Source organism: Nocardia sp. NBC_01327, assembly GCF_035958815.1.
GTDB lineage: Bacteria > Actinomycetota > Actinomycetes > Mycobacteriales > Mycobacteriaceae > Nocardia.
On sequence record NZ_CP108383.1, the window covers coordinates 7,794,336 to 7,816,769 of the forward strand.

At 67.7% G+C, this 22,434-nt stretch carries 20 protein-coding genes and 1 tRNA gene; 11 read left to right on the top strand and 10 right to left on the bottom strand.

The genetic code is table 11. From position 1 onward, the window contains the following. Positions 1–90 precede the first annotated feature (90 nt). Positions 91–1,299, top strand: a complete 1,209-nt coding sequence (locus tag OG326_RS36045; protein WP_327141589.1) for a UDP-N-acetylglucosamine--N-acetylmuramyl-(pentapeptide) pyrophosphoryl-undecaprenol N-acetylglucosamine transferase — start codon at positions 91–93, stop codon at positions 1,297–1,299. A gap of 165 nt (positions 1,300–1,464) precedes the next feature. Here OG326_RS36045 and OG326_RS36050 read toward each other — a convergent pair whose 3' ends face one another. After that, complete coding sequence (locus OG326_RS36050) at positions 1,465–1,995, bottom strand: PaaI family thioesterase (protein ID WP_327141590.1); 531 nt, start codon at positions 1,993–1,995, stop codon at positions 1,465–1,467. 54 nt (positions 1,996–2,049) lie between these two features. Here OG326_RS36050 and OG326_RS36055 point away from each other — a divergent pair, with 54 nt between their 5' ends. Continuing rightward, positions 2,050–2,529: a winged helix-turn-helix transcriptional regulator gene (locus tag OG326_RS36055; protein ID WP_327141591.1), complete on the top strand. Its 480-nt coding sequence runs from the start codon at positions 2,050–2,052 to the stop codon at positions 2,527–2,529. An 85-nt stretch (positions 2,530–2,614) separates the two neighbouring features. Further along, the gene (locus OG326_RS36060) at positions 2,615–2,971 is read left to right on the top strand and encodes a ribosomal subunit interface protein (RefSeq protein WP_327141592.1); all 357 of its coding nucleotides are present in this window, start codon (positions 2,615–2,617) and stop codon (positions 2,969–2,971) included. Positions 2,972–2,984: 13 nt separating this feature from the next. Here OG326_RS36060 and OG326_RS36065 read toward each other — a convergent pair whose 3' ends face one another. After that, positions 2,985–3,860, bottom strand: a complete 876-nt coding sequence (locus OG326_RS36065; protein WP_327141593.1) for a helix-turn-helix transcriptional regulator — start codon at positions 3,858–3,860, stop codon at positions 2,985–2,987. Positions 3,861–3,922: 62 nt separating this feature from the next. On the opposite strand from OG326_RS36065, the gene OG326_RS36070 reads away from it, so the two are divergent. From OG326_RS36070 to OG326_RS36085, 4 genes are all read left to right on the top strand, one after another. Then, entirely contained in the window at positions 3,923–5,575 is a 1,653-nt protein-coding gene (locus OG326_RS36070; protein WP_327146685.1) for an AMP-binding protein, read from the top strand. Further along, positions 5,572–7,287, top strand: coding sequence for an AMP-binding protein (locus OG326_RS36075; RefSeq protein ID WP_327141594.1), 1,716 nt, complete (start codon positions 5,572–5,574; stop codon positions 7,285–7,287). Before OG326_RS36070 ends, OG326_RS36075 begins: the two co-directional genes overlap by 4 nt. 45 nt (positions 7,288–7,332) lie before the next feature. Next, on the top strand, positions 7,333–7,527 hold the full coding sequence (locus tag OG326_RS36080; protein ID WP_297614420.1) for a hypothetical protein: 195 nt from the start codon (positions 7,333–7,335) through the stop codon (positions 7,525–7,527). Positions 7,528–7,894: 367 nt separating this feature from the next. After that, positions 7,895–8,629 carry a phosphoribosyltransferase gene (locus OG326_RS36085; RefSeq protein WP_327141595.1) on the top strand — a complete coding sequence of 245 codons (735 nt, stop codon included), beginning with the start codon at positions 7,895–7,897 and terminating at the stop codon, positions 8,627–8,629. A 92-nt stretch (positions 8,630–8,721) separates the two neighbouring features. Here the strand turns inward: OG326_RS36085 and OG326_RS36090 are convergent, their stop codons facing one another. Then, a complete protein-coding gene (locus OG326_RS36090) occupies positions 8,722–9,363 on the bottom strand; it encodes a TetR/AcrR family transcriptional regulator (RefSeq protein ID WP_327141596.1) in 642 nt (213 codons plus the stop codon). A gap of 107 nt (positions 9,364–9,470) precedes the next feature. Between OG326_RS36090 and OG326_RS36095 the strand changes: the two genes are divergently transcribed. Continuing rightward, complete coding sequence (locus OG326_RS36095) at positions 9,471–10,193, top strand: SDR family NAD(P)-dependent oxidoreductase (RefSeq protein WP_327141597.1); 723 nt, start codon at positions 9,471–9,473, stop codon at positions 10,191–10,193. 39 nt (positions 10,194–10,232) lie between these two features. Here OG326_RS36095 and OG326_RS36100 read toward each other — a convergent pair whose 3' ends face one another. After that, positions 10,233–10,811, bottom strand: coding sequence for a TetR/AcrR family transcriptional regulator (locus OG326_RS36100; RefSeq protein ID WP_327141598.1), 579 nt, complete (start codon positions 10,809–10,811; stop codon positions 10,233–10,235). Positions 10,812–10,886: 75 nt separating this feature from the next. On the opposite strand from OG326_RS36100, the gene OG326_RS36105 reads away from it, so the two are divergent. Further along, complete coding sequence (locus OG326_RS36105; RefSeq protein WP_327141599.1) at positions 10,887–12,686, top strand: ABC transporter ATP-binding protein; 1,800 nt, start codon at positions 10,887–10,889, stop codon at positions 12,684–12,686. Here OG326_RS36105 and OG326_RS36110 read toward each other — a convergent pair. The 3 genes from OG326_RS36110 to OG326_RS36120 form a co-directional block, all read right to left on the bottom strand. After that, positions 12,676–13,470 carry an alpha/beta fold hydrolase gene (locus OG326_RS36110; protein WP_327141600.1) on the bottom strand — a complete coding sequence of 265 codons (795 nt, stop codon included), beginning with the start codon at positions 13,468–13,470 and terminating at the stop codon, positions 12,676–12,678. The genes OG326_RS36105 and OG326_RS36110 overlap by 11 nt on opposite strands. A 117-nt stretch (positions 13,471–13,587) precedes the next feature. Beyond that, positions 13,588–13,836: a hypothetical protein gene (locus OG326_RS36115; RefSeq protein ID WP_327141601.1), complete on the bottom strand. Its 249-nt coding sequence runs from the start codon at positions 13,834–13,836 to the stop codon at positions 13,588–13,590. A gap of 158 nt (positions 13,837–13,994) precedes the next feature. Next, positions 13,995–14,067: transfer RNA gene (locus OG326_RS36120), tRNA-Ala, on the bottom strand. A gap of 127 nt (positions 14,068–14,194) precedes the next feature. On the opposite strand from OG326_RS36120, the gene OG326_RS36125 reads away from it, so the two are divergent. Next, a complete protein-coding gene (locus tag OG326_RS36125) occupies positions 14,195–16,267 on the top strand; it encodes a DUF222 domain-containing protein (RefSeq protein ID WP_327141602.1) in 2,073 nt (690 codons plus the stop codon). Between the two features lie 584 nt (positions 16,268–16,851). On the opposite strand, the gene OG326_RS36130 is transcribed toward OG326_RS36125, so the two are convergent. From OG326_RS36130 to pgm, 3 genes are all read right to left on the bottom strand, one after another. Beyond that, complete coding sequence (locus OG326_RS36130) at positions 16,852–17,592, bottom strand: DsbA family protein (RefSeq protein WP_327141603.1); 741 nt, start codon at positions 17,590–17,592, stop codon at positions 16,852–16,854. Between the two features lie 83 nt (positions 17,593–17,675). Continuing rightward, positions 17,676–18,848, bottom strand: coding sequence for an MFS transporter (locus tag OG326_RS36135; protein ID WP_327141604.1), 1,173 nt, complete (start codon positions 18,846–18,848; stop codon positions 17,676–17,678). A 34-nt stretch (positions 18,849–18,882) separates the two neighbouring features. Then, complete coding sequence (gene pgm, locus OG326_RS36140; protein ID WP_327141605.1) at positions 18,883–20,523, bottom strand: phosphoglucomutase (alpha-D-glucose-1,6-bisphosphate-dependent); 1,641 nt, start codon at positions 20,521–20,523, stop codon at positions 18,883–18,885. A gap of 628 nt (positions 20,524–21,151) precedes the next feature. Between pgm and OG326_RS36145 the strand changes: the two genes are divergently transcribed. Next, positions 21,152–22,324: a lipase family protein gene (locus OG326_RS36145; RefSeq protein WP_442791080.1), complete on the top strand. Its 1,173-nt coding sequence runs from the start codon at positions 21,152–21,154 to the stop codon at positions 22,322–22,324. The last annotated feature ends 110 nt before the right edge of the window (positions 22,325–22,434 follow it).

Consider the following 22,434-nt stretch of genomic DNA (forward strand, 5'->3'; position numbering starts at 1 on the left):
GGCGGAAGTCACCGCTCCGACGGCACATCGTTGCGCCGCACACCCTTCCGGGTGTATTGCACAGCAACCCACATTCAGGAGGCTCGACACATGTCCGATTCCGCACTCGACCGCGCCGCGATTCTGCGGCGTGTCGGCGCGCACCGCGCCGTTCGCGTGATTGTCGCCGGCGGCGGTACGGGCGGGCACACCTATCCGGCGGTGGCCGCGGTGCGCGCGCTGCGCGATCTCGTCGCCGAGGCGGGCGCGACGGCGACGGTGCTGTGGGTCGGTACGCCGGACAGTCTCGAGCAGCGGGTGGCCGCCGAGAACGAGATCGAGTTCACCGGAATCAAAGCCGGGAAGCTGCGGCGTGATCGCAACCCCCTGCGCATGCTCAATGCCGCCAATGCCAAAGACGCGGTGCGGGTGCCGTTGAGCGTGCTCACGGCGCAGTCGGTCGTGCGGCGATTCCGGCCGGATGCGGTGCTGTGCACCGGCGGTTATGTCTGCGCGCCGATCGGCATGGCCGCGGCGCTGCGGCGACGGCCGCTGGTGATCCACGAGCAGACCACCGGTATCGGCAAGGCCAATCAATTGCTGGCCCGCGCGGCCGATCGCATCGCGCTCAGTTCCGAAGCCTCCGTAGCGCTGCTGCCCGCGAAGGTCCGCGCCCGAGCCCTGGTCACCGGCAATCCCATTCGGCCCGAACTCGCCACCGGCGATGCCGAAGCTGCCGCGCCCGCGCTGGAGTGGACCGGCTACTCCCCCGAGCTGCCCACCGTCTACGTCACCGGTGGCGCACAGGGCGCGGTGCAGATCAACGACCTCATCGCGGAAATCCTGCCGGAACTGCTGACCGTCGCCAATGTCATCCACCAGTGCGGACGGCGCTCCTACGATCAGGTGCGCGAGCGAGCGGCCGCACTTCCGGCCGAACTGCGCGACCGCTATCTGGTCCGCGATTTCCTCGGGGCCGAGCTCCCCGATGTGCTCGCGCTCACCGATGTGGTCGTATCACGTTCCGGCGCAGGCACTCTCGCCGAGCTGACCACCCTCGGCAAACCCGCGGTCCTGATCCCCTACCCGCATTCCGTCGGCGGTGAGCAGATCCGCAATGCCCGCATTCTCGCCGAGCGGGGCGCGGCCCGCGCGCTCATCGGCGAGGAGGCCACCGCCCCCGGACTGCGCACCGCCCTGTTCGAGCTGCTCACCGAAACCGATTCGCGCACCGCAGTTTCCGCCGCCGCCCGCGCCATGGGACACCCCGACGCCGCGGAGCAACTCGCGCTGGCCGTGCTCGACCTAGCGACACGCTGACACTACCAGCCCAGCTCCACGCTGACAGTCCGAGCTCGACGGATCCGCTGACTATGAACAGTCGCACGGCAGCGGATTCGGCACGCCCGACCGTGGTCGACTCCAATTTCGGGTACTGAACCGACTGCCGCTGAGGGGAATTCGACGGGCCGCCCGCCGAATCGATCAGCCGCCGAGGATCAGGCAGCTGCTCGTGGCGGTGGCGAGCAGGGCGCCTTCGGCGTCGCGGACATCCGCTTCGGCGAAGGCAACTCGCCTGCCCGGCTTGGTGACCCAGCCGTGCACGCGCAGTTCACCGGTGTGGGCGTGGATCGGGCGCAGGTAGGTCACCTTGATTTCGATCGAGGTGTAGCCGACATCGGCGGGCAGGGTGGTGTGCACCGCGCAGCCGGCCGCGGAATCGAGCAGGGTGCAGGCCACGCCGCCGTGCACGAGACCGATCGGGTTGTACATGGATTCGTCCGGGGTACAGGCGAAGACGATATCGCCGGGGCCGACGCTGACGGGTCGCATGCCCAGCAGTCCGCCGATGGGCGGGCCCGCGATCTCACCGTCCAGCATGGCGGTGAGGAATTCCAGCCCGGTCCGGCCGGGGGCGGCCGCGAGCGCGATCTTCGGGTCGTGCCAGTACACGGTCTTACTGCGCGGTTCACCCCAGGAGGCGGGGGCGGTGGCCGGTTCGGTCGAGATCGTCATGAGGCCGACCCTAACACCCTGAGTTCATAATGTGAATGCAGATATACTCTGCCCATGGCACGGAACTGTTCGGTGGCGGCCGCACTACAGGTGATCGGTGAGCAGTGGGCGCTGCTCGCCCTGCGCGAGGTATTCATGGGCGTGCGCCGGTTCGACGCCATCCAGGAGGCCACCGGCGCTCCCCGCGCCGTACTCGTCCGCAGATTGCGCACCCTCGTCGAGGCCGGCGTGCTGGAACTGCACGACTATCGGGAACCAGGCTCCCGCACCCGGCAGGAGTACCGCCTCACCGAAGCGGGCCGGGAACTACAACCGGTCCTCACCTCACTCATGCAGTGGGGGGACAAACATCTCGCCGGACCCGACGGACCGCCGCTGTCGGTCCTGCATACCGACTGCGGCGCACCCGTGCGCGCGGTACTCTGCTGCGCCGACGGACACCAGCTCGCCGATACCGGAAGGGAGATAAGTCCGGTTGTCAATCGGCAAAACCCGTCGCGGGCAATACCTTCCGGCGCGTCGCTCAAACAGTGATGTTCACAACCAACCGATCGGCCGGAGAGCGGGTAGTGTCGGAGACGTCAGCAAGTACTCGGCTATTCCAGAGTTTGGAGATGCCATGCAAATCCAGGTCTTCGCCGACAAGCACATCGGCGGCAGCGCGCCCCTCATCGAGCAGGCGCAGGACACCATCGGATCGATCCTGACCTATTACGCGGACCATCTCACCCGCGTCGAGGCCCACATCACGGATGTGAACGGCCACAAGGGCGGATCGGAAGACAAACAGTGCAATCTCGAGGCGCGACCCAAGGGGCAGCCTCCCGTGGCGGTCCGCCACCGCGCCGCGACCGTCGAAGAGGCGTATATCGGCGCCGCCGAAAGCATGGCCCACCTGCTGGACAGCCGATTCGGCCGGCTACATCACACCAAGGGCGGGGACACCATCCGCCATATGCAGCCCGCTGAAATTTAGGCAGGGCTGGAACTCAGGGCAATAAGCCCAGGCGGCGGGCTCGTACCACCGCTTCGTGCCGGGTATGCGCGCCGAGTTTGGTCATGGCACTGCGCAAATAGCTCTTGACCGTCTCGGCGCGCAATGAAAGCCGCAGCGCCGCTTCGATATTCGTACAGCCCAGCGCGATCTGGGCGAGCACGTCGAGTTCCCGGGGCGCCAGCGTCACCTCCCGATCCGGGTCCGCCACGCCGGATACCAATCGTGCCAATCGCTCCGTGACATCCCGTAATTTGCTGCGCGCCTGCGCATCCGAGACGGTGGGGGTGATGCCGCGCAATTCCGCGTGCAGATCCCGGAGCTGTTCGGTGACCATCGCATCCGCACCGGACAGCGGCTGGGCCTGCTGCCCGTCGTGCGCCAGGCGCAGCCGGACCCGCCGGTCCACCTCATCGCGAATCGCGAGTTCCACGCTCAACCGGCGTCCGGCCTGCACCATTTCATCGGCGATCCGGTCCCCGATCGGACCGGACTCCCGATTCGCGACATAGAGCACCGCACGCGCCTCACCGCTCACCACAACGGGCACCGCGACCACCGCGCGCAAGCCCTCGCCGAGCACCGCGCCGTCATAGTGATGCGTGATCGTCGAGGCCGATCGATAGTCCGCCACGGAGCGCGGCCTGCCGGTGGCCACCGCGCTGCCGCCCAGTCCGGAGCTCGGAGCCACCGCCAGCCCCCGCATCCGGTTCGTTCGCGTCCCCACGAACTCGCTGAGCACCAGCGTGCCCGCATGCACCGCGCCGCCGAAGACCACCGGCGCCTTGGACAGCGCGGCGAGCTGCCGCAGCTCGGACCGCAGCACGTCGCTGTCACGCGGACGCAGCAGCCCCTCGGGGGTCTGGTTCATCGGGTACCCCTTTCCGGGGGTAGTCGGTGCCTGAGTGTGACGTGAATCCTAGCTAGGTGAGCATGAGCATGGACCGGCTCCCGCCGGTGAGCTATTCCTTCGGGGTCTGGGACACGCCGCTGCTCGGCGATACCATCGGCACGAACCTCGATCGCACGGTCGCGCGGTTCCCGGACCGCGAGGCCTTGATCGACTACACCACCGGCATCCGGTGGACCTATCGCGAGTTCGCCGCGGAGGTGGACGCACTGGCGCTCGGGCTGCTGGCCACCGGGCTCGGCAAGGGCGACCGGATCGGCATCTGGGCGCCGAACTGCCCGCAGTGGACACTGACGCAGTACGCCGCGGCCAAGATCGGCGCGATCCTGGTGAACATCAATCCCGCCTATCGCGCACACGAGCTGCGATATGTGCTGGGCCAGGCCGGGGTTCACACGCTGATCGCCGCGCCCGCCTTCAAGACCTCCGACTACGCGGCCATGATCGACGAGGTGCGGCCGGACTGCCCGGACCTGGAACAGGTAGTGCTCCTGGACAGCCCGCGGTGGCGGCGACTGTTCGAGACCGGCCGGGCCGGCGATCCGGAGCAGCTGACGCTCGCGCAGTCGGCGCTCTCGGCCGACGATCCGATCAATATCCAGTACACCTCGGGCACAACGGGATTCCCCAAGGGCGCCACCCTCAGCCACCACAATATTCTGAACAACGGCTACTTCGTCGGCGAGCTGTGCGGTTACACCGAACAGGACCGCATCTGCATTCCCGTTCCCTTTTATCACTGCTTCGGCATGGTGATGGGGAATCTGGCCGCGACCAGTCACGGCGCGGCCATGATCATTCCGGCGCCCTCCTTCGAGCCGCGCGCCACCCTGGAAGCCGTTGCCGCCGAACGCTGCACCTCGCTGTACGGGGTGCCGACCATGTTCATCGCCGAGCTCGCCGATCCGGAATTCGACTCCTACGATCTGTCCAGTCTGCGCACCGGGATCATGGCCGGATCACCCTGCCCGATCGAGGTGATGAAGCAGGTCATCGAGCGCATGGGCATGCGCGAGGTGAGCATCTGCTACGGCATGACCGAAACATCCCCGGTCAGCACGCAGACCCGCGCCGGCGACACCGTCGAGCAGCGCACCGCCACCGTAGGCCGGGCCGGACCGCATCTGGAGATCAAGATCGTCGACCCGGTCACGGGGCGGACCGTACCGCGCGGCAGCACCGGTGAGCTGTGCACCCGCGGCTACTCCGTCATGCTCGGCTACTGGAACGATCCCGAGAAGACCACGGAGGCCATCGATTCCGCCCGCTGGATGCACACCGGCGATCTCGGCGCCATGGACGCCGACGGGTACATCGCGGTCACCGGGCGCATCAAGGACATGGTCATTCGCGGCGGCGAGAACATCTACCCGCGCGAGATCGAGGAGTTCCTCTACAGCCATCCCGACATTCTCGACGCCCAGGTGATCGGGGTGCCCGACGCCAAGTACGGCGAGGAACTGATGGTGTGGATTCGCATGCGCGAGAACGCGACCCCGCTCACCCCCGAAACACTGCGCGCATTCTGCACCGGGCAGCTGGCCCACTACAAGATTCCCCGGTACGTGCACGTCGTGGACGAATTCCCGATGACCGTCACCGGCAAGATCCGCAAGATCGAGATGCGCGAGGTCGCCGTGCGGCTGCTCGGGCAGTCCACCGAGGAGCAGGCATGACCGAGTCGTACAGCGCCAATACCCGGGCCTACCGGGCCGCCCGCGACCAGCTCGTCGCGGCCGCGACCGATTACCGCACGGCGGTGGACACCTTCGAATGGCCGCGGCTGACCGGCATATTCAACTGGGCGACCGACTGGTTCGACGTCATCGCCCGCGGTAACGACCGCACCGCGCTGTGGATCGTCGAGCAGAACGGCGACGAGCAGCGCATCACCTTCGACGAGATGGCCACGCGCTCGGATCGAGTGGCGACCTGGCTGGCCGGGCTCGGCGTCGGCAAGGGCGACCGGGTCATGCTCATGCTCGGCAATCAGGCCGAACTCTGGGAGGCCATGCTGGCGGTGGCCAAGCTCGGCGCGGTCATCATGCCGACCACCGCCGCGCTCGGCCCGGAGGATCTCGCCGACCGGATCGGCCGGGGCGGTGCGGGATTCGTCCTCGTCAATGCCGCCGATACCGCCAAGTTCGCCGAGGTGCCCGGTGACTACCGTCGAATCGCGGTGGGCGAGACGGTATCCGGCTGGCACTCCTACGGCGATAGCGCGACGGTGGAGTCCAGCGGTCCGTTCACCGCCGTCACCGCGGTGGACGATCCGCTGCTGGTGTACTTCACCTCCGGCACCACCAGCAAGCCGAAAATGGTGCAGCACTCGCAGATCAGCTATCCGGTCGGCCATCTGACCACCATGTACTGGATCGGGGTGCGCCCCGGCGACGTCCATCTGGCCATCAGCGCACCCGGCTGGGCCAAGCACGCCTGGAGCTGCTTCTTCGCGCCCTGGCTGGCCGAGGCGACCGTATTCGTCTACAACTACGGTCGTTTCGACGCGGCGGCGCTGCTGGAGCAATTGCGCCGGGCGCAGGTGAACACGTTCTGCGCGCCACCGACGGTGTGGCGCATGCTGATTCAGTCCGATCTCGGCGAGCGACCGGCCGGTCTGCGCGAAATCCTCGGCGCCGGTGAGCCTCTCAATCCGGATGTGATCACCCAGGTCGAGAAGGCGTGGGGACTGACCATTCGTGACGGCTTCGGACAGACCGAGACCACGCTGCAGGTGGGCAATATGCCGGGACAGCAGGTCAAGCCCGGTTCCATGGGCCGACCGGCCCCCGGAGTGCCCGTCATACTGGTGGATCCCCTCACCGGAGAACTCGCTGATGAGGGCGAAATCTGCCTCGACCTGGGCTACACTCCGGTCAACCTGATGACCGGATATTTGGGCGATCCGGAACGCAATGCCGCTGTCACGGCGGGGGGCTTCTACCACTCCGGTGATGTCGCCTCACGCGACGACGACGGATATATCACCTATATCGGCCGCACCGACGACGTCTTCAAGTCCTCCGACTACAAGGTGTCGCCGTTCGAGCTGGAAAGCGTGCTGATCGAGCACCCAGCCGTGGTCGAAGCAGCGGTCGTCCCAGCCCCCGACGACACTCGCCTCGCGGTGCCCAAGGCGTATGTTTCACTCGCCGCCGGTTGGGAACCCGATCGCGAAACCGCCCGCGCCATCCTCGACTACGCCCGCGACCACCTCGCGCCCTACCTACGGGTGCGCCGCGTGGAGTTCACCGAGCTACCGAAAACCATCTCCGGCAAGATTCGCCGCGTCGACCTGCGCCACCGCGAGGAGCAGGCACACGCGACGGGAACAGCCATACCCACCGAGTACCGATACGAGGACATTCTCTCCGATCCGAAGCCGTAGTCCCTTACACCGCAACCTCATTCCGACGACCGATTGGAGCCTTGCGTGCTGCCCCACAGTGTGGAGACCGCCACCGCATACGTCATCGCCGCCCTCGAGGACAAGGGCACTGCTACCCGCGACGATTTCGACGTATCCGGCATCGTCAGCGCAACCCATCAAATCGCCGAGACGTGGGATTTCCATTCGGTGGACCGCGACCGGTTCTGGGGAATCGCCGCCACATTCCTGAAACCGTGAACTGATTCGACTCGGCCGCTGCGCGGCGCCTCGACTCGGCCGCTGCGCGGCAACCGGATTCGGCCGGCGTCCCCTGCGGGCGCCGGCCGATCCTACGGTGAATGCCGAGGCCAGGTGGCCGATCGGGCGTACACTGGAGCTCTGCCTGCTATGAGTCTGTTCACCAAGCTCACGAACCGTGGCAGCTCACTGGAGAGGGCATCTGATGACGACGGTTCCTGAGCAGACGGTCTCCCTCTCGCATTCACCGTCCACGGCCCGCCTCCGGCCGAATAACCCTGGCGTGCACGATCATCGAATACCCCGGCTGCGCTCGTCGTCGACAACGGGCTGACATTCACAGTCGGGGAAACGAATGCCGCCGTTCATGGACCGCAATGACGCGGGCCGGCAGTTGGCCGGACTGCTGTCGGCCTTTCGCGGCCATGATGTGGTCGTCCTCGCCCTACCCGGCGGCGGGGTCCGGGTCGCGCACGAAATCGCGGCCCGGCTGCGCGTACTGCTGGATGTGATCCTGGTGCAACCGCTGGCTGTGGCCCGGTGCCCCGATCTCGTCTACGGGCTGCTCGGCGAGGAGCACACCCTGCTGATCGATACCGCCGCCGTGGCGCGCGGGGAGCTCTGCGACGAGGAACGCGAACACACCGAGCAGCTGCAATCGAAGATCCTGCGCCACAGCGCTTTCAGTTTCCGCGGTGAATATCCGCGGCTGAGCCTGGAGGATCGCACCGTCGTCATCGTGGACGAATGTCTCACCGAGGCGGGCACAGTGCGTGATGCCTGCCGGATGGCGCGCATGCACGGAGCCATTCGGGTCGCCGTCGCCGTCCCGGTCGCTGGGCGGCAGGCGCTGAGCGGTCTGTCCCCCTATGCGGACAAGATCGTCTGCCTCCATGCCCCGGCGCAATCGCCGACCGCGGGCCACTGGTACCGCGACGGCGCACCGACCACCAGCACCGACATCGCGTCGATGCTGGGCACGAATCATTCGGCGGTGGCATCCGATTCGGCTGCTGCCGCCGAATCGGCGGCGGGCTTCGACGGGGCCAGCCGGATCACTCCGGCATCCAGGTCGACGTCCATGCGCGGGCGATGGCCCTGACCGTCGCTGTCGCCACTGCCCTCGTCGTCGAGTTTCTTGCCCGGGAATAGTTCACCGATGACACCCACCCGTTCACCATAGCCCCGCAGTGGTCAGGATGGCTCCGAGCCCGCTCCGAGCGCATCCATGAGCTGCTCCTCGGTGATCGGCGGGACCGGCAGCGGATGTGCGGCCGCGGCGCGCAGGCCGTCGAAGACGAAGGCGAGATGGCGGCGCCAGGCGTCGGGGGCCAGCGTTCCCGTCGCCTCGACGATCCGGGTGTGCGCCCAGGTGATGAAGGCGATGTCCTCGAGTACCCAGTCGGCGCGCAGTACTCCGGCTTGCTGTGCGCGGGTGACGATTTCGCGCATCTTCCCATGACCGTCCTCACGCGCGCGGGCGATGGCCGCGCTCGGGGCGGCGCGGACCGCGAGTTCATTGAGCAGGCGGTCGCCGGCCTGCAATTCGCAGACCTTCTCCACCAGGTAGGTGAAGGACTCCCACGGGTCGTCGATCAGCAAGGCCTGCTCGGCAATTCGGCCGCCGGACTCGATGCGGTCCTCGACGGCGGCGGCGATCAGCTCGTCACGGGTCGGGAAGCGGTTGTAGAGGGTGCCGATGGCCACGCCCGCGCGGGCGGCGATCTCCTTCACCGGGGCGTCGAGGCCGCGTTCGGCGAAAACCTCGCGGGCCGCGGTCACCAGCGCATCGCGATTGCGGCGCGCGTCGAGGCGGAGCGGCTTGTTCGAGGACATTCGCCGATCCTACAAATCCGGGGCTCGAATTATCTTGAGCATGGGTTCAACTTAATGTTAGCGTCGAGGAGCAACTTGAACCACTGCTCAACTTAGTGAGGCACCGCATGAGCAAGACCATCGCGATCTTCGGGTTCGGCCCCGGGCTCGGCATGGGCACCGCACGCGTATTCGGCCGGGAGGGGTTCCGGGTGGCGGTTGTCGGCCGCCGCCCCGACAAGGCCGAACTGCACGTCAAGGACCTGCGCGCCGAAGGAATCGAGGCCGCGGCATTTCCCACCGATGTCACCGACGCGGCGCAGGTGCGCGACACCGTCAGCGCGATTCGCGCGCGCTTCGGCGAGATCGACGTCGCCGTGCACGGCGCGGCCGGGAATATCGGCGACCGCATTCCGTCCACACTCGATCTGGACGTCGCCGGACTGAGCGTCCCCATGGCGCTCAAACTGCACTCGCCCATTCTCATGACCCGCGCCCTGGCGCCCGCCATGATCGCCCGCGGCGAGGGGACGCTGCTGTTCTCCTCCGGCTCCACACCGCGCGCGCCCTGGCCGCACCTGTCCAATTTCGGTGTGGCCCTGGCGGCCCAGCACGGCTACGTGCAGCAGCTCGCGGCGGAGTTGAGCGGCACGGGAGTTTATGCGGGCGTACTGAATATCGGCGTTCTGATCGGGAACAGTGTCGCCGAGGAGCTCATCGACAATAATCCGGAACTTGTTCCCGAGGGTCTCGACATCGTTCGCATGTCGAATAATGAACTGGGCGAACACTATTGGCGGATGTACGTCGAACGCGACAGCGCGTCGGTGGACGTCGGTTTTCCCGAATAGGCCCGTACGCAATCGGATACGCGGAGCTACCGGGTTCGGTTATGCCGGTTCAGGTTCCGGGAGAACACCGCGGGTGAGGGTGGTCATGATGGCGTCCACCAATTCGTGACGGGGTGTGCCGTCCTCCTTCGCCGCCTCCCAGCCCGCATATAGCAGCGCCCAGAAGGTGCGGCGGATCCACGGCAGCGGGAGGGCGGACCCGGTCGCCTCGCGCATTCTGACCAGCACCGCGTCCACGGGATCGGCACCGCGCTCGAGTTCGTCCCAGAGTGCGCTGTCACCGGCGAGGCTCGGCTCGGTGTAGACGAACAGCAGGATCGGGCCGAGGGCGAACTGGCCTTCCACCACGCGGCGCAGGGCCGCGCTCGGAGTGCCGCCCATCGGCTCGGCGCGGACGATGGCCTGGCTGCTGAGATCGGTGACGTGCCGGGCGAGGGCGCGCAGCAGGTCGATCCGCTCGGGGAAGTAGCGGTGCAGGGTGGTGCGGCCGACCTCGGCGGCGGTGGCGATCTGGCCGAGGGAGGCCGCCGGGGTCGCCGTGAGGACCTCGGCCGCCGCATCCAGAATGGCCGCGCGGGTGCGGGCTCGGACGCCGGTTCGCGCGGCGGGGGCAGTCATATCCGGAACGGTATCAGGCGGCCCTAAATGGTGCATAACTTGACTCTAATGGAACATCTATGTTCCATTAGAGAAATGCGAGACACCGGAACCATTGCGTCCACCACCACCGGACGCGGACAGCATCTGCGGGTGCTGTGGTCTTTCGTGCGCCCGTATCGGCGACGCCTGCTGCTGGCTCTGCTGCTCGGATTCGGCTATACGGCCGCGGCGCTGGCCACACCGCTGGCCACCAAATGGATCCTCGATTCGGTCGGTACGGCGGGCTCACTGGTGCAGCCGATCTCACTGCTCGCCGCGCTGCTGGTGCTCGGCGCCGGCTTCGGACTGGCCGAATGGATTCTGCTGGGACGCATTGCCGAGCACATCGTGCTCGACGCGCGCGCCGGACTGGTGCGCCGGTTCTTCCGCGGAGTGCTGCCGGATCTGCAGTTCCGCCCGCCGGGCGAGCTGGTCACCCGGGTCACCTCGGACACACTGCTGCTGCGGGAAGCCGCGTCCTCCAGTCTGATTCATCTCATCAACGGCACCATCTCGCTGGTCGGCACGCTGATCCTGATGGCTGTGCTGGATGTGCCGCTGCTGCTGTGCACGCTGGCCGCGGTGCTGATCATCGCGGTGCTCGCGGGCTGGCTCATGCCCGCCATCGCGATTGCGCAGCGGCAGGCCCAGGAGTCGGTGGGGCGGCTCGGCGGAATTCTCGAAGGCGGCATCCGGGCGCTGCGCACGGTGAAATCCAGTGGCTCCGAAGAGCGGGAGACCCAGCGGGTGCTCACCGAAGCGCGGACCTCGGCCCGGCATGCGGTGCGGGCGGTGCGCATCGAAGCGGTGGCCTGGACGGTCGCGGGCAGCGGAATCCAGCTGGCCATTATCGTCATTCTCGCCTACGGCGCGTGGCGGGTCGGACAGGGCGAACTCGCGGTCTCGACCCTGGTTGCCTTCCTGCTGTACGCATTTCAGCTCGCGGATCCCGTGGGTGAGATGACCACGCAGGTGGCGCAACTCCAGTCGGGGGTGGCGGCGGCGGCCCGGCTGCGCGAGGCCGAATCCATTCGCACCGAAAATCTTTCGGCCGGGAGCGGCGATGCCACCGACCGGACCGGGCGCAATGTGCTGACCTTCGAGGATGTTTCGGTGACCTATCCGGGCAGCAGCCGGCCCGCGCTCCGTCATCTCAGCGCGGCCGTGCCGCGGCGCGGGCACACCGCCGTCGTCGGGCCGTCCGGGGCGGGCAAGACCACGCTGTTCTCGCTCATGCTGCGGTTCTATGATCCGGACAGCGGGCGAATCCTGTTGGACGACAAGGACTATGGCACCTTGCGCATCGACGGGGTCCGGGCGCGCATCGGGTATGTCGAGCAGGAGACGCCGCTACTGGCCGGGACCGTGCGGGACAATGTGATCTACCGCTATCCGGACGCCAGCGATGCGGAGGCCTGGGCGGCGCTGGCGGCGGTCGGATTGGACGACACCGTGCGGCGGATGCCGGGCGGATTGGATGAACCGGTTGCGCACACCAGCCTCTCCGGAGGTCAGCGTCAGCGTATTGCCCTGGCGCGCGCCATCGTCCGGCGACCCGACGTGCTGCTGCTGGACGAAGCGACGGCACAGCTGGACGGGCGCACCGAGGCGGCGGTTCAGGACATCATCCGGCGCATCGCCCGCGACAGCGCCGTGGTCACCATCGCGCACCGGCTCTCCACGGTGATCGACGCCGACACCATCTGGCTGATGGAGGACGGTGCGCTGCGTGCCGGCGGGACCCACGAGGAGTTGCTTGCCGGGGATGATCTCTATCGGGAACTTGTTGCCGCGCTGCGTATTTCGGTCACCGAAAGCCCCGGCACCGCGCCGGCGAATGCACTCAGCGCGTGAGGAATTCGTCGATCGCGGCATTGACCAGATCCGGAGCCGTCCAATTCGGCGCGTGGCCGGCGCCCGGGATCGTCACCACCGCACCGGCCGCGGGCAAGCCGGAAGCCAGTGCCTCGGACTTCTGCGCGGTGCTCGAACCGTCGAATTCACCGCGCAGAACCAGCACCGGGCAGGTGATTTCGCCGAGGCGATCCGCCAGGGACTCCCGTTCGATCAGGCAGGACGCCGCCTGCCGGATCGCGGGCCGGTCACTCGCTGCCCATTTGGCCCGCCACGGTGCCTGATCGGCGGGTGTGCCGCCGATCAGCTGGGCGGCCAGCCCGGGGGCCAGCTCGCTCAGCGGCACCTCCGGGTTGGTCCACGCATCGAACAGGGTGCGGTAATCCGCCTGCTCGGCCGCGGTCGACGCACCGGCTTCGGTATCGAGCAGGAGCAGTGCGTCCGTGCGGTCCGGCGCCAGCAGTGCCGCACGCAACGCCACATAGCCGCCCTGGGACATGCCGCCCAGGATCGCGTGCTCGACCTCGGCGGCATCCATGACGGCGAGCAGATCGCGGGCCGAATCCCAATAACTGAAGGGGGTGGCCGGATCGGCGGTGGTGCCGCCGTGGCCGCGCGCGTCCCAGCACAGCACCCGGAAACCCTTGGATTCCAGGAACTCCGCCTGCGGGGCGAACATCGACAGATCCATGAAGAATCCGTGGCCCAAGACTACGGTCGGCAGGCCTCGGCGGCCGGAGTCGGTGTAGAACACGCGGGCACCATCGGTATCGACGTACGGCATGGCGGTAGCGTAATCGCGCCGCCCGCGCTCGTGCGCGACCGAAACACAGTCCGGTCAGCGGGCGTTCGGGCCGCAGGGGCTGCTCGTCGTTCCGAATACCCTGGAGCGCAGCACTCTTCAGATCTCGGCGGCGGTCCGAGGCTCGTGTTCGGCGGCGAGATGTGCGGCTATCGCCGCTTCGACCAGTTGCCGCCAGCCCGGATTGTCCTGGGTGGTCTTCTCGTCGTGGAACCATCGACAATCAGGAACAGGGCATACGAACCGGTAGGTGCCGTAGTCGTCGATGCGACCTCCGGGACTGAAGGGCCGCTCGTCGGCCGGCCTGATAGCGCGGTGTTCGGCGAAGGCGCCAGGTTCGTCTCCCACCCGAGTACTCGATCACATACTGGTGCGCCGGTACCACTCACGAACCAAGCGGTACGCGATCCTGTGACGGCGGACACTCTCGCGGCGGTGGCCATCATGGGCCCGGAAACACGAAAACCGCCCTCAAGAGGACGGTTCCGGTGAAGAAAACATTCGAGTGGAGCTAAGGGGATTCGAACCCCTGACCCCCACACTGCCAGTGTGGTGCGCTACCAGCTGCGCCATAGCCCCATGTTCAGTTTTTGTTCGCGAGGCGTGCCCCGCTTGCTTGAAAGAAGTTACACGACCTGCATGGAACAAACCAAATCGCCTGCACAAATGCTGGCGGCGACGATCTTCGCGGCGTAGGGTCGAACACATGTTCGATAGCGGAGAGGCGGAGGCGATGGGCGATGCGGAGCTGATCGAAGCGCTGCGACGGGCACACGGCGCAGCGGCGTTCGCGCAGGCAGCGGAGATCACGGCCATTCGGGAGGTGTATCGCCGTCATCGCGCCGGCAATGCCGAACCCGGGCCGGGCGGGATCCGGGCCGGCGAGTTCGCCGCCGCCGAAGTGGCGGTCGCGGTGCAGGTTTCCGAGGCGGTGGCGGCGGCGCTCATCGATATCGGGCTGGCGCTGGATTCGCTACCGCAGACGCGGCTGGCCTTCGCGGCGGGGCGGATTGATCTCTCGCGGGTGCAGGTCATTACTGAGGCCATGCGCGGGCTCGCGCGTGAGGTGCGAGAAGCCTTGGAGCCCAAGCTCATCGAGGCCGCCACCCGCTCCGATCCGGGCCGGCTGCGGCAGACGGCGCGGCGCTGGGTGATTCGCCTCGATCCCGAGGGTGAGCAGCGACGGCGCGAGGCGCGCGAGTCCGACCGCGATGTCCGAATTCGCGCGGTGCACGACGGTATGGCGGTCTTCGACGGTCTGCTACCCGCCGCCGGCGCCCAGACCGTGGCCATGCGGCTGCGCGAGATGAGTCTGCAAGTGTGCGAAGACGATCCGCGCACCATGCCGCAGCGCCGCGCCGATGCGCTGGTCGCACTCGCGGACGGCACCGGCCGCCTCCGCTGCGGTTGCACCCACGGCAAAAACTGCCCCCAGGCCGGCGCCCCCGCCTCCCCCCGCCGCCCGCTCATCCAGGTCGGCATGTCCGCCGAAACCCTCCTCGGCCTCCGCGACGACCCCGCCTTCCTCTCCGGCTTCGGCCCCGTCGACGCCGCCCTAGCCCGCACCCTCGCCGAACACGCCCGCTTCCAAGTAATCCCCGAATACTTCGCCCCCACCACCCCCGCTCCCACCGCCGGCCCAACCCGATCAGCGGCACCCACCCCCACCGACCCGAGCCAACCGATCACACTCGCCACCAGCGACCAGAGTCGATCCGAGGCGCGCACCCCAGACGATCCGAACCCCTCCGCCACACCCGCGACTCCCCACCCGCGCCCATCTGCATCACCCACCGCTCGCGGCATCGGCGTCTCCACAACACCCCCAGCCCCTGACTCGAACTCATCGGTGACACCTGCCATCACGGACTCGAGTCCGTCGGCGGCACACGCCAAAGCAGACACGAATCCTTCGGCGGCCGCTACCGCCGGGGACCAGAGTTCTTCCGCGGCAAGCGCCGACACGGACCCGAATCGCTCGGCGGCCGGCGGCGGAGACCCGAGTTCATCGGCGGCGTCCTCGACTTCCGACTCGAGTTCCTCGACGGTGACGCGGATCGGGGGGCCGCGCTCGTCGGGGGCACGGCGGAATCCGACTGCTCCGATGGCGCCGTGGGAACGTTCGGCCGGGCTGTACGAGGTGCCCGCCGATTCGGTTGCGCCCGAGGCGCTTCGCGCGGCGGCACGCCAGGCAGCGGGTTCCGGTGCGCCAGGCGCTCATCCGGCGGGGTCGAAGCGCAATTCCGCGGCGGCGAAGGTCGAGGTATCGCCGCCGTTCTCGGCCGCTCCCCCGCGTGAGGTACGCGCCTTCGACGGGCTGTGCCGCTTCCCCGGCTGCACCATGCCGGCCGCCGAAACCCTGCTCTCCCAGTTCGATTCGCTGCGGATGCGCCGCGCACCCCAGGCCAGCGCAGCCCCCCGCGCCGTCCTGTGCTCCCACCACCACCGCCTGAAAGCCCTCGCCGACAGCGGAAAACAACCCTGGCGCGTCTACCTCGCCGACACCGACCGCATGCGCTGGATCGACCCTTCCGGCGAATCCCACGAAACCATCCGCGAGGGCGCCCGATACCTCTTCCCCCACACCGATATCGACGCCCCCGCCAAACCACCCCACCGCCCCTACCGCCTCCCCGAAGAACCAACCCCCCTACCCACCCCCGCAACCACCGACATCGCCTACCCCCTCGAAACCCACGTCCTACTCCACCCCCAGCTCTCCCGCTCCACCCCGGAAAACGACATCCCCACCCTCCCGGCCCGCCCGTCCCCACGGTGAATCCCACGACCCCCCTGGGCCGGCAAGCCCCAGCCCCAGCCCCCACACCGCAAGGCCTGAGCCACCCATGGCCAGACCTATCAGGACCTCGACGCGAGCGCGGCCCTACGCCACCCGCAACTCGATGAGCCCCCACCCTTCCCACCCCTGACCACGGACCCGTGCTGCCAGCTCGGTTCCCTGCCCGGGGTGCGGCTCTCCTGAGGCCCCGATGGGCCGCACCCCACCAATTCCTGCACACCCGATGCCCGGGAGCCGCGACTGGCACGCGACTCCCCCCGGGGTGCGGCCGCCCCGGCGCCCCCGACAGGCCGCACCCCACCCAATGTCCTTGCGCCCGTGCGATTCCACGAGGCGCTCATCGAGTTGGAGGTCGCCGCTGATGCTCTCCGGCGGGCCGGTGACTACACCAGCCGGCTGCGCCGCGCAGTCATCGATGGGTGATCGGCGTGGTGGGCGCCCGTATTGACCAAACAGCCCGTGTCCAAGTCGCACACCCCTTGTCGGGGCTGCGTGGTTTAGACACGGGCTGTGGCATTGGTCCGGACGGCAGGTGGCCGAATCAGGTGGGGCGTTGGTCCGGGTTACTTGGTGGCGTTGATGACCCAGTCGGATTTGTTGACGTCGATCTTCTTGTCGTTGACGAAGACCGAGGGGGTGGCTACGCGGTCGCCGGAGGCGGAGGTCAGGGCCTTCATGGCGGCTTCGGCGTGGTTGCGGGCGGAGTCGAGGCGGTCGGCGGTGGTGATGCATTTCAGGGTGTCGTCGGTGGCGCCTGCGTCTTTGGCGATGGTGGCGAGGTCCTGATTGCTGTGGTCGGGGCCGCCCTCCTCGGGCTGCTTGGTGGTGAAGAGGAGGGTGTGGAATTTGGAGTAGACGGGGCCGTCGCCGGCCTGGGCCACACATTCGTTGGCGGCTACGGCGCGGGTCGAGTAGTCCTTGCTGCGCGAGCGCGAGTCCAGGAAGTTGACGAGGCGGTAGCGCACCGCGAGCTTGCCCTCGTCGACCTGCTTGGCGATCTCCTGTCCGTAGGTCTTCTCCAGCTGCCCGCAGGCGGGGCACAGCGGATCCTCGTAGACGTCAATGGTTTTGGCGACCTGGGATTGACCCAGCACGATCGCGCCGTCGGAGTCCATGGCCACCGTCACGGCGGAATTGTGCACCGGGCCGTACCCGTCGTCGCGTACCGCTACGCTGCCGCTGTCGTTCCACTGATACAGCGCGAAGATGATCAGGGCGACCACCGCCAGCGCCACGCCGGCTAGGGCGTACGTGGTTTTGCTCGATACCGGCCGCGGGGTGTGTTTCGAAGACGGTGCGCTCACGCGCAACACTCTGCCGCACCGCCGCCGCACGCGCCCACCCACCCCCGCAACTCATACCGGGTGCGGGCGGACTGTGGCATTCGCTACGCCGGGGCCGGTTCCTTGCGGCGCAACGTTTCCGGCACCACCATCCAGGCCGCCGAGGCCGTGGCGAGAATGACGCCGGTGACCCCGAGCGCCACCCCGTAGGAAACCTGGTCGGCGAGCGTGCCGATCAGATACGGCCCGAGGAAGGTGCCCAGATCCGCGGACATCTGATACCCCGCGAGCACCGGCCCGCCCCGCACCCCCGGGCCCACGATATCCGCCACCGCGGCTTGCAGAGCCGGGGAGAACATGCCGGAGCCGATCCCCGCGATACAGGACGCCACCAGCAACCACGGGAACGTCTGCGCGAGACCCAGTCCCGCGGTCCCGATCGCGCAGATCAGCGTGCCCGCGATCAGGAAGGGCCTGCGGCCCAGCCGATCCGACCAGCGCCCCGACAGGAACAGCACCGACGCATTGCCCGCCGCGAAAACGGTCAGGGCAATACCGGCCAGCCCCGCATCCTCCTTCAACACCTCCACCACGATGAGCGGCACCAACGCCATTCGCACACCGAATACGGCCGCGCCATTGCCGAAGTTCGACCACAGCGCCGCCCGATACTGCGATTTGGCGAGCGCCTCCCGGAAGGTCATGACCGCCGTACCGCTCGCGGCCTCCGGCACCGCCAAATGCGAATTCCGCAGCGCCGCATACACGATGAAACTGGCCACCAGCAGCGCACAGCAGTAGATGATGAACGGCGCCCGCAACCCCAGGAAGGACAGCGCGCCACCGACCAGCGGCCCACTGATCGAGCCGATCAGAAAGCTGGTCGAGTACACCCCCGACACCCGCCCGCGCTCCAGCGGCGGCGAGATGCGAATCACCAGCGCCAGCGAGGACACCGTGAACATGGTGGACCCGATACCACCGAGCGACCGCAATATCAGCAGCTGCCAATAGGTCTGCGCGAAAGCGCAAGCGCCGGTGGAGATGGCCACGATGATCAGACCGGTCAGATACACCGGCCGCTCCCCCAGCCGCTGCACCAGCCGCCCGCCCAGCGGCGCGAACAGCAACCGCATCAGGGCGAAGGCGCTGACGATGAAGGAGGCCGCCGCGACTCCGACGCCGAAGCTCCGGGCGAACTGCGGCAGCGCGGGAGCGACGAGTCCGAATCCGATGGCAATGGTGAAGGCCGCCCCCACCAGTACCCAGATCTCCACCGGTAGAGGCTTGAGGCGCGGGGAGGAGGAGCCGCTACTCACCGGATAGTGCCTGTCCCACCATCTCTTCCGCGGCCGCCTGCACCTGCGCGAGATGCTCCGGCCCCTGGAATGATTCCGCGTAGATCTTGTACTTGTCCTCGGTGCCGGAGGGCCGCGCCGCGAACCAGGCGTTCTCCGTGGTGACCTTCACCCCGCCCAGCGCCGCGCCATTGCCGCGCGCGCGGGTCTGGATTCCGGTGATGGGCTCCCCGGCGATCTCGGTCGCAGTGATCATGTCCGGCGTCAACGCCGCCAGCCGCGCCTTCTGTTCCACGGTGGCCGTGGCGTCGACCCGGTTGTAAGCCGGACTGCCGTAGCGCTTCTCGAGTTCGGAGTAGCGGGTGGACGGACTCTGCCCGGTGACGGCGGTGATCTCCGCGGCCAGCAGCGAGAGCAGAATGCCGTCTTTGTCGGTGGTCCACACGGTGCCGTCCTGGCGCAGGAACGAGGCGCCCGCGCTCTCCTCACCGCCGAATGCCAGGCTGCCGCTGAACAATCCGGGCACGAACCATTTGAACCCGACCGGCACCTCGTAGACATCGCGCCCCAGCACGCTGACCACGCGATCGATCATGGACGAGGTCACCACCGTCTTGCCGATCTTGGTCAGCGCATCCCAGCCCATCCGATTGGCGATCAGGTACTCGATCGCCACGGCCAGATAGTGGTTCGGATTCATCAGGCCCGCATCGGGAGTCACGATCCCGTGCCGGTCGGCATCGGCATCATTGGCCGTGGAAATGTCGTAATCGTCGCGAATCGCGACCAGTGAGGCCATGGCGTACCGCGAAGACGGATCCATCCGAATCCGGCCGTCGGCATCGAGCGTCATGAAGCGCCAGGTCGGATCGACGAACGGATTGACCACCTCGAGTTCGAGGTCGTACCGCTGCCCGATCTCCTCCCAGTAGTCGACACTCGCCCCGCCCATGGGATCGGCGCCCAGCCGAATCCCCGCGCCGCGAATGGCATCCAGGTTGAGCACATTCGGCAGGTCGCCGATATAGCGATCGAGATAGTCGTAGCGTTCGACCTTGGTGACCAGCGCATGCGCCAGACTGGTGCGCCGCACCTCGGCGAGCCCACCGCGCAGCAGCTCGTTGGCGCGCGCGGCAATGGCATCGGTGGCGACCGTATCGGCCGGTCCGCCGTGCGGCGGATTGTATTTGAAGCCGCCGTCACGCGGCGGATTGTGCGAGGGCGTGACCACGATGCCATCGGCCTGATGCCGCGTGCCGCCGCGATTGTGGCGCAGCACGGCATGACTCAAAGCCGGTGTGGGCGTGTACCTGTCACGCGCGTCGATCATGGCGGTGACGTCATTGGCGGCGAGCACCTCGAGCGCGGTGGTCCACGCGGGCTCGGACAGCGCGTGCGTATCGCGGGCCAGATACACCGGACCGGTAATGCCGCGGGTGGCGCGATACTCCACGATGGCCTGCGTAATGGCGAGGATATGCGACTCGTTGAACGCGCAGTCGAGGCTGGAACCGCGGTGTCCGGAAGTCCCGAAGGACACCAGCTGCGAGGGATCCTCCGGATCCGGAATCCGGCTGTAGTACGCCGTCACCAGATGCGCGATGTCCTCGAGGTCTGCGGCGCGCGCCGGTCGCCCGGCTCGATCGTGCGCCATGCTCGCGGCTCCCTTCCGTATCGCCTGTGCCCGGCTGGTCATCAGCATCACGACCACACCTGCTGCCCCGGAGAGGCGTAGGTGTACTGCCGCGCAGAGGCGTGGGTGTGCTGCCTCGGCGAAGCGATCACGACGTTCGCCACCGCATAGCTGTCAACGCCCTCCTGTACCCGTCGAACCGTTGTGCAGCCGAAGGTACTGAACGGAGTCAGCATCCGGGTGCCCAGTGGGAAGACACTATCGAATCGACTGCCCACCGCGCGATCCGACGGTTGCCGGCGTCCGTCCGTCTCATTCATCGCCTGCCCCCAATCGTCGAATCGTCGCCGTATCCCCGAAGTTGCCGAGCGCAATCGCGCCCGCTTCACGGTGTGCCCATTTCCGGCCCGATCCAAGCAGTGTACGAACTTCCACGGCCGACGTGGAGAGGGTCGCGAGCCTGCCCCGCTCGACACCGCCGGCGCCGGGACCCACCAGCCTCCTCTTCAGTTTGCCAAATCGTTGCCAATCGGCGTGTTGCTGAGGCCGAACAGCACCCGGGAACTGCGAGGATAGTGCCGCTTGCCCGGTGTTGTCCCATCGGCCTCAGAGGAGAGCCAAGTTGGCGGTGCGGCAGTTGATCAGAAGCATGCTGGTCCGGAGCTGCGGCATTGCCGCAGCAGCGATCGCCGTGATGGCGACCGCTCCGGCGGCTCACGCGGGTGCGGTGTACCCGATCGCGGAACCCGACGGGTTCTACTATGCCCCAGGTAATCTCGGAGACAGCGCCCCCGGGGACGTCTTGCGCTCCCGCTTGATGCCGGCCAATCCCTGGCCCGGTGCGACGGTGTGGCAGTTGCTCTTCCACTCCACGAACTCATCCGGCGGGCCCATTGCCGCCGTCACCACCCTCATCGTGCCCGGCCCCGGCCCGCACCCCCTGGTCTCGTACCAGCCGTTCGTGAATTCGCTGGGCATGCAGTGCGCTCCGTCGCATGCGCTGTTCGACGGCGGACTCAAGGAATCGGGTGCGCTCGAATTGCTGCTGGCGCGTGGCTGGGCGGTTGCCGTCCCCGACCACCTGGGCCCGACCAGTGCCTACGGCGCGGCCCGGCTGGGCGGCCAGATCACCCTCGACGGCATTCGCGCCGCCGAACGCTTCGCCCCTGCGGGACTGGGTAATTCACCGGTCGGCATGGTCGGCTACTCCGGCGGCGCCATGGCCACCGGATTCGCCGCAGCACTGGCGCCCACCTATGCGCCCGAACTGCCCATCGTCGGTTTCGCGGACGGTGGCGTACCGGTGAATCCGGGCAAGATCGCCATCGACGTCGGCGATGTCCCGCATCCGCTGTTCGGGCTCGGCTTCGCGGTCGCGGTCGGCATGGAGCGCGAGTATCCCGACGCGCTTCCGCTCGACAATGCTTTGACCCCGGCGGGTTTCGCGATGCGGGACCGGATCGCCAATTCCTGTGTGGACGACATCATCTCGGCCGGGGCCGGGCACACCATCGGTGAGATGTTCCACCGCGGCATCGAGAACGATCCGACCCTCATCGGCGCCTTCCACGACAATGCCCTCGAGATCTACCCGGGCGTCCCCCGTGTCCCCATGTACGAATGGCACGGCGGCAATGATCAGGTGCCGCTGGATCTCGCGCTCAATACGGCGGGGCGCTATTGCGCGGCAGGCACTCCGGTGCAGTTCGACATCATTCCGGGCGCCGATCACGGCACGGCGATCTTCCCCGGCGCGGTCAAGGCCGTCAGCTATCTGTCGGATCGGTTCGCGGGTGTGCCGCCGCCGTCCAACTGCCGCTGACGATTCGGCACCGGCTCAGCTGTAAACACCGCAGCCCCACTCATTTCTATGAGTGGGGCTGCGGTGGTCCTCGGCCCGGAATGCACCGCACCCCACCCGCGCGAGCGGAT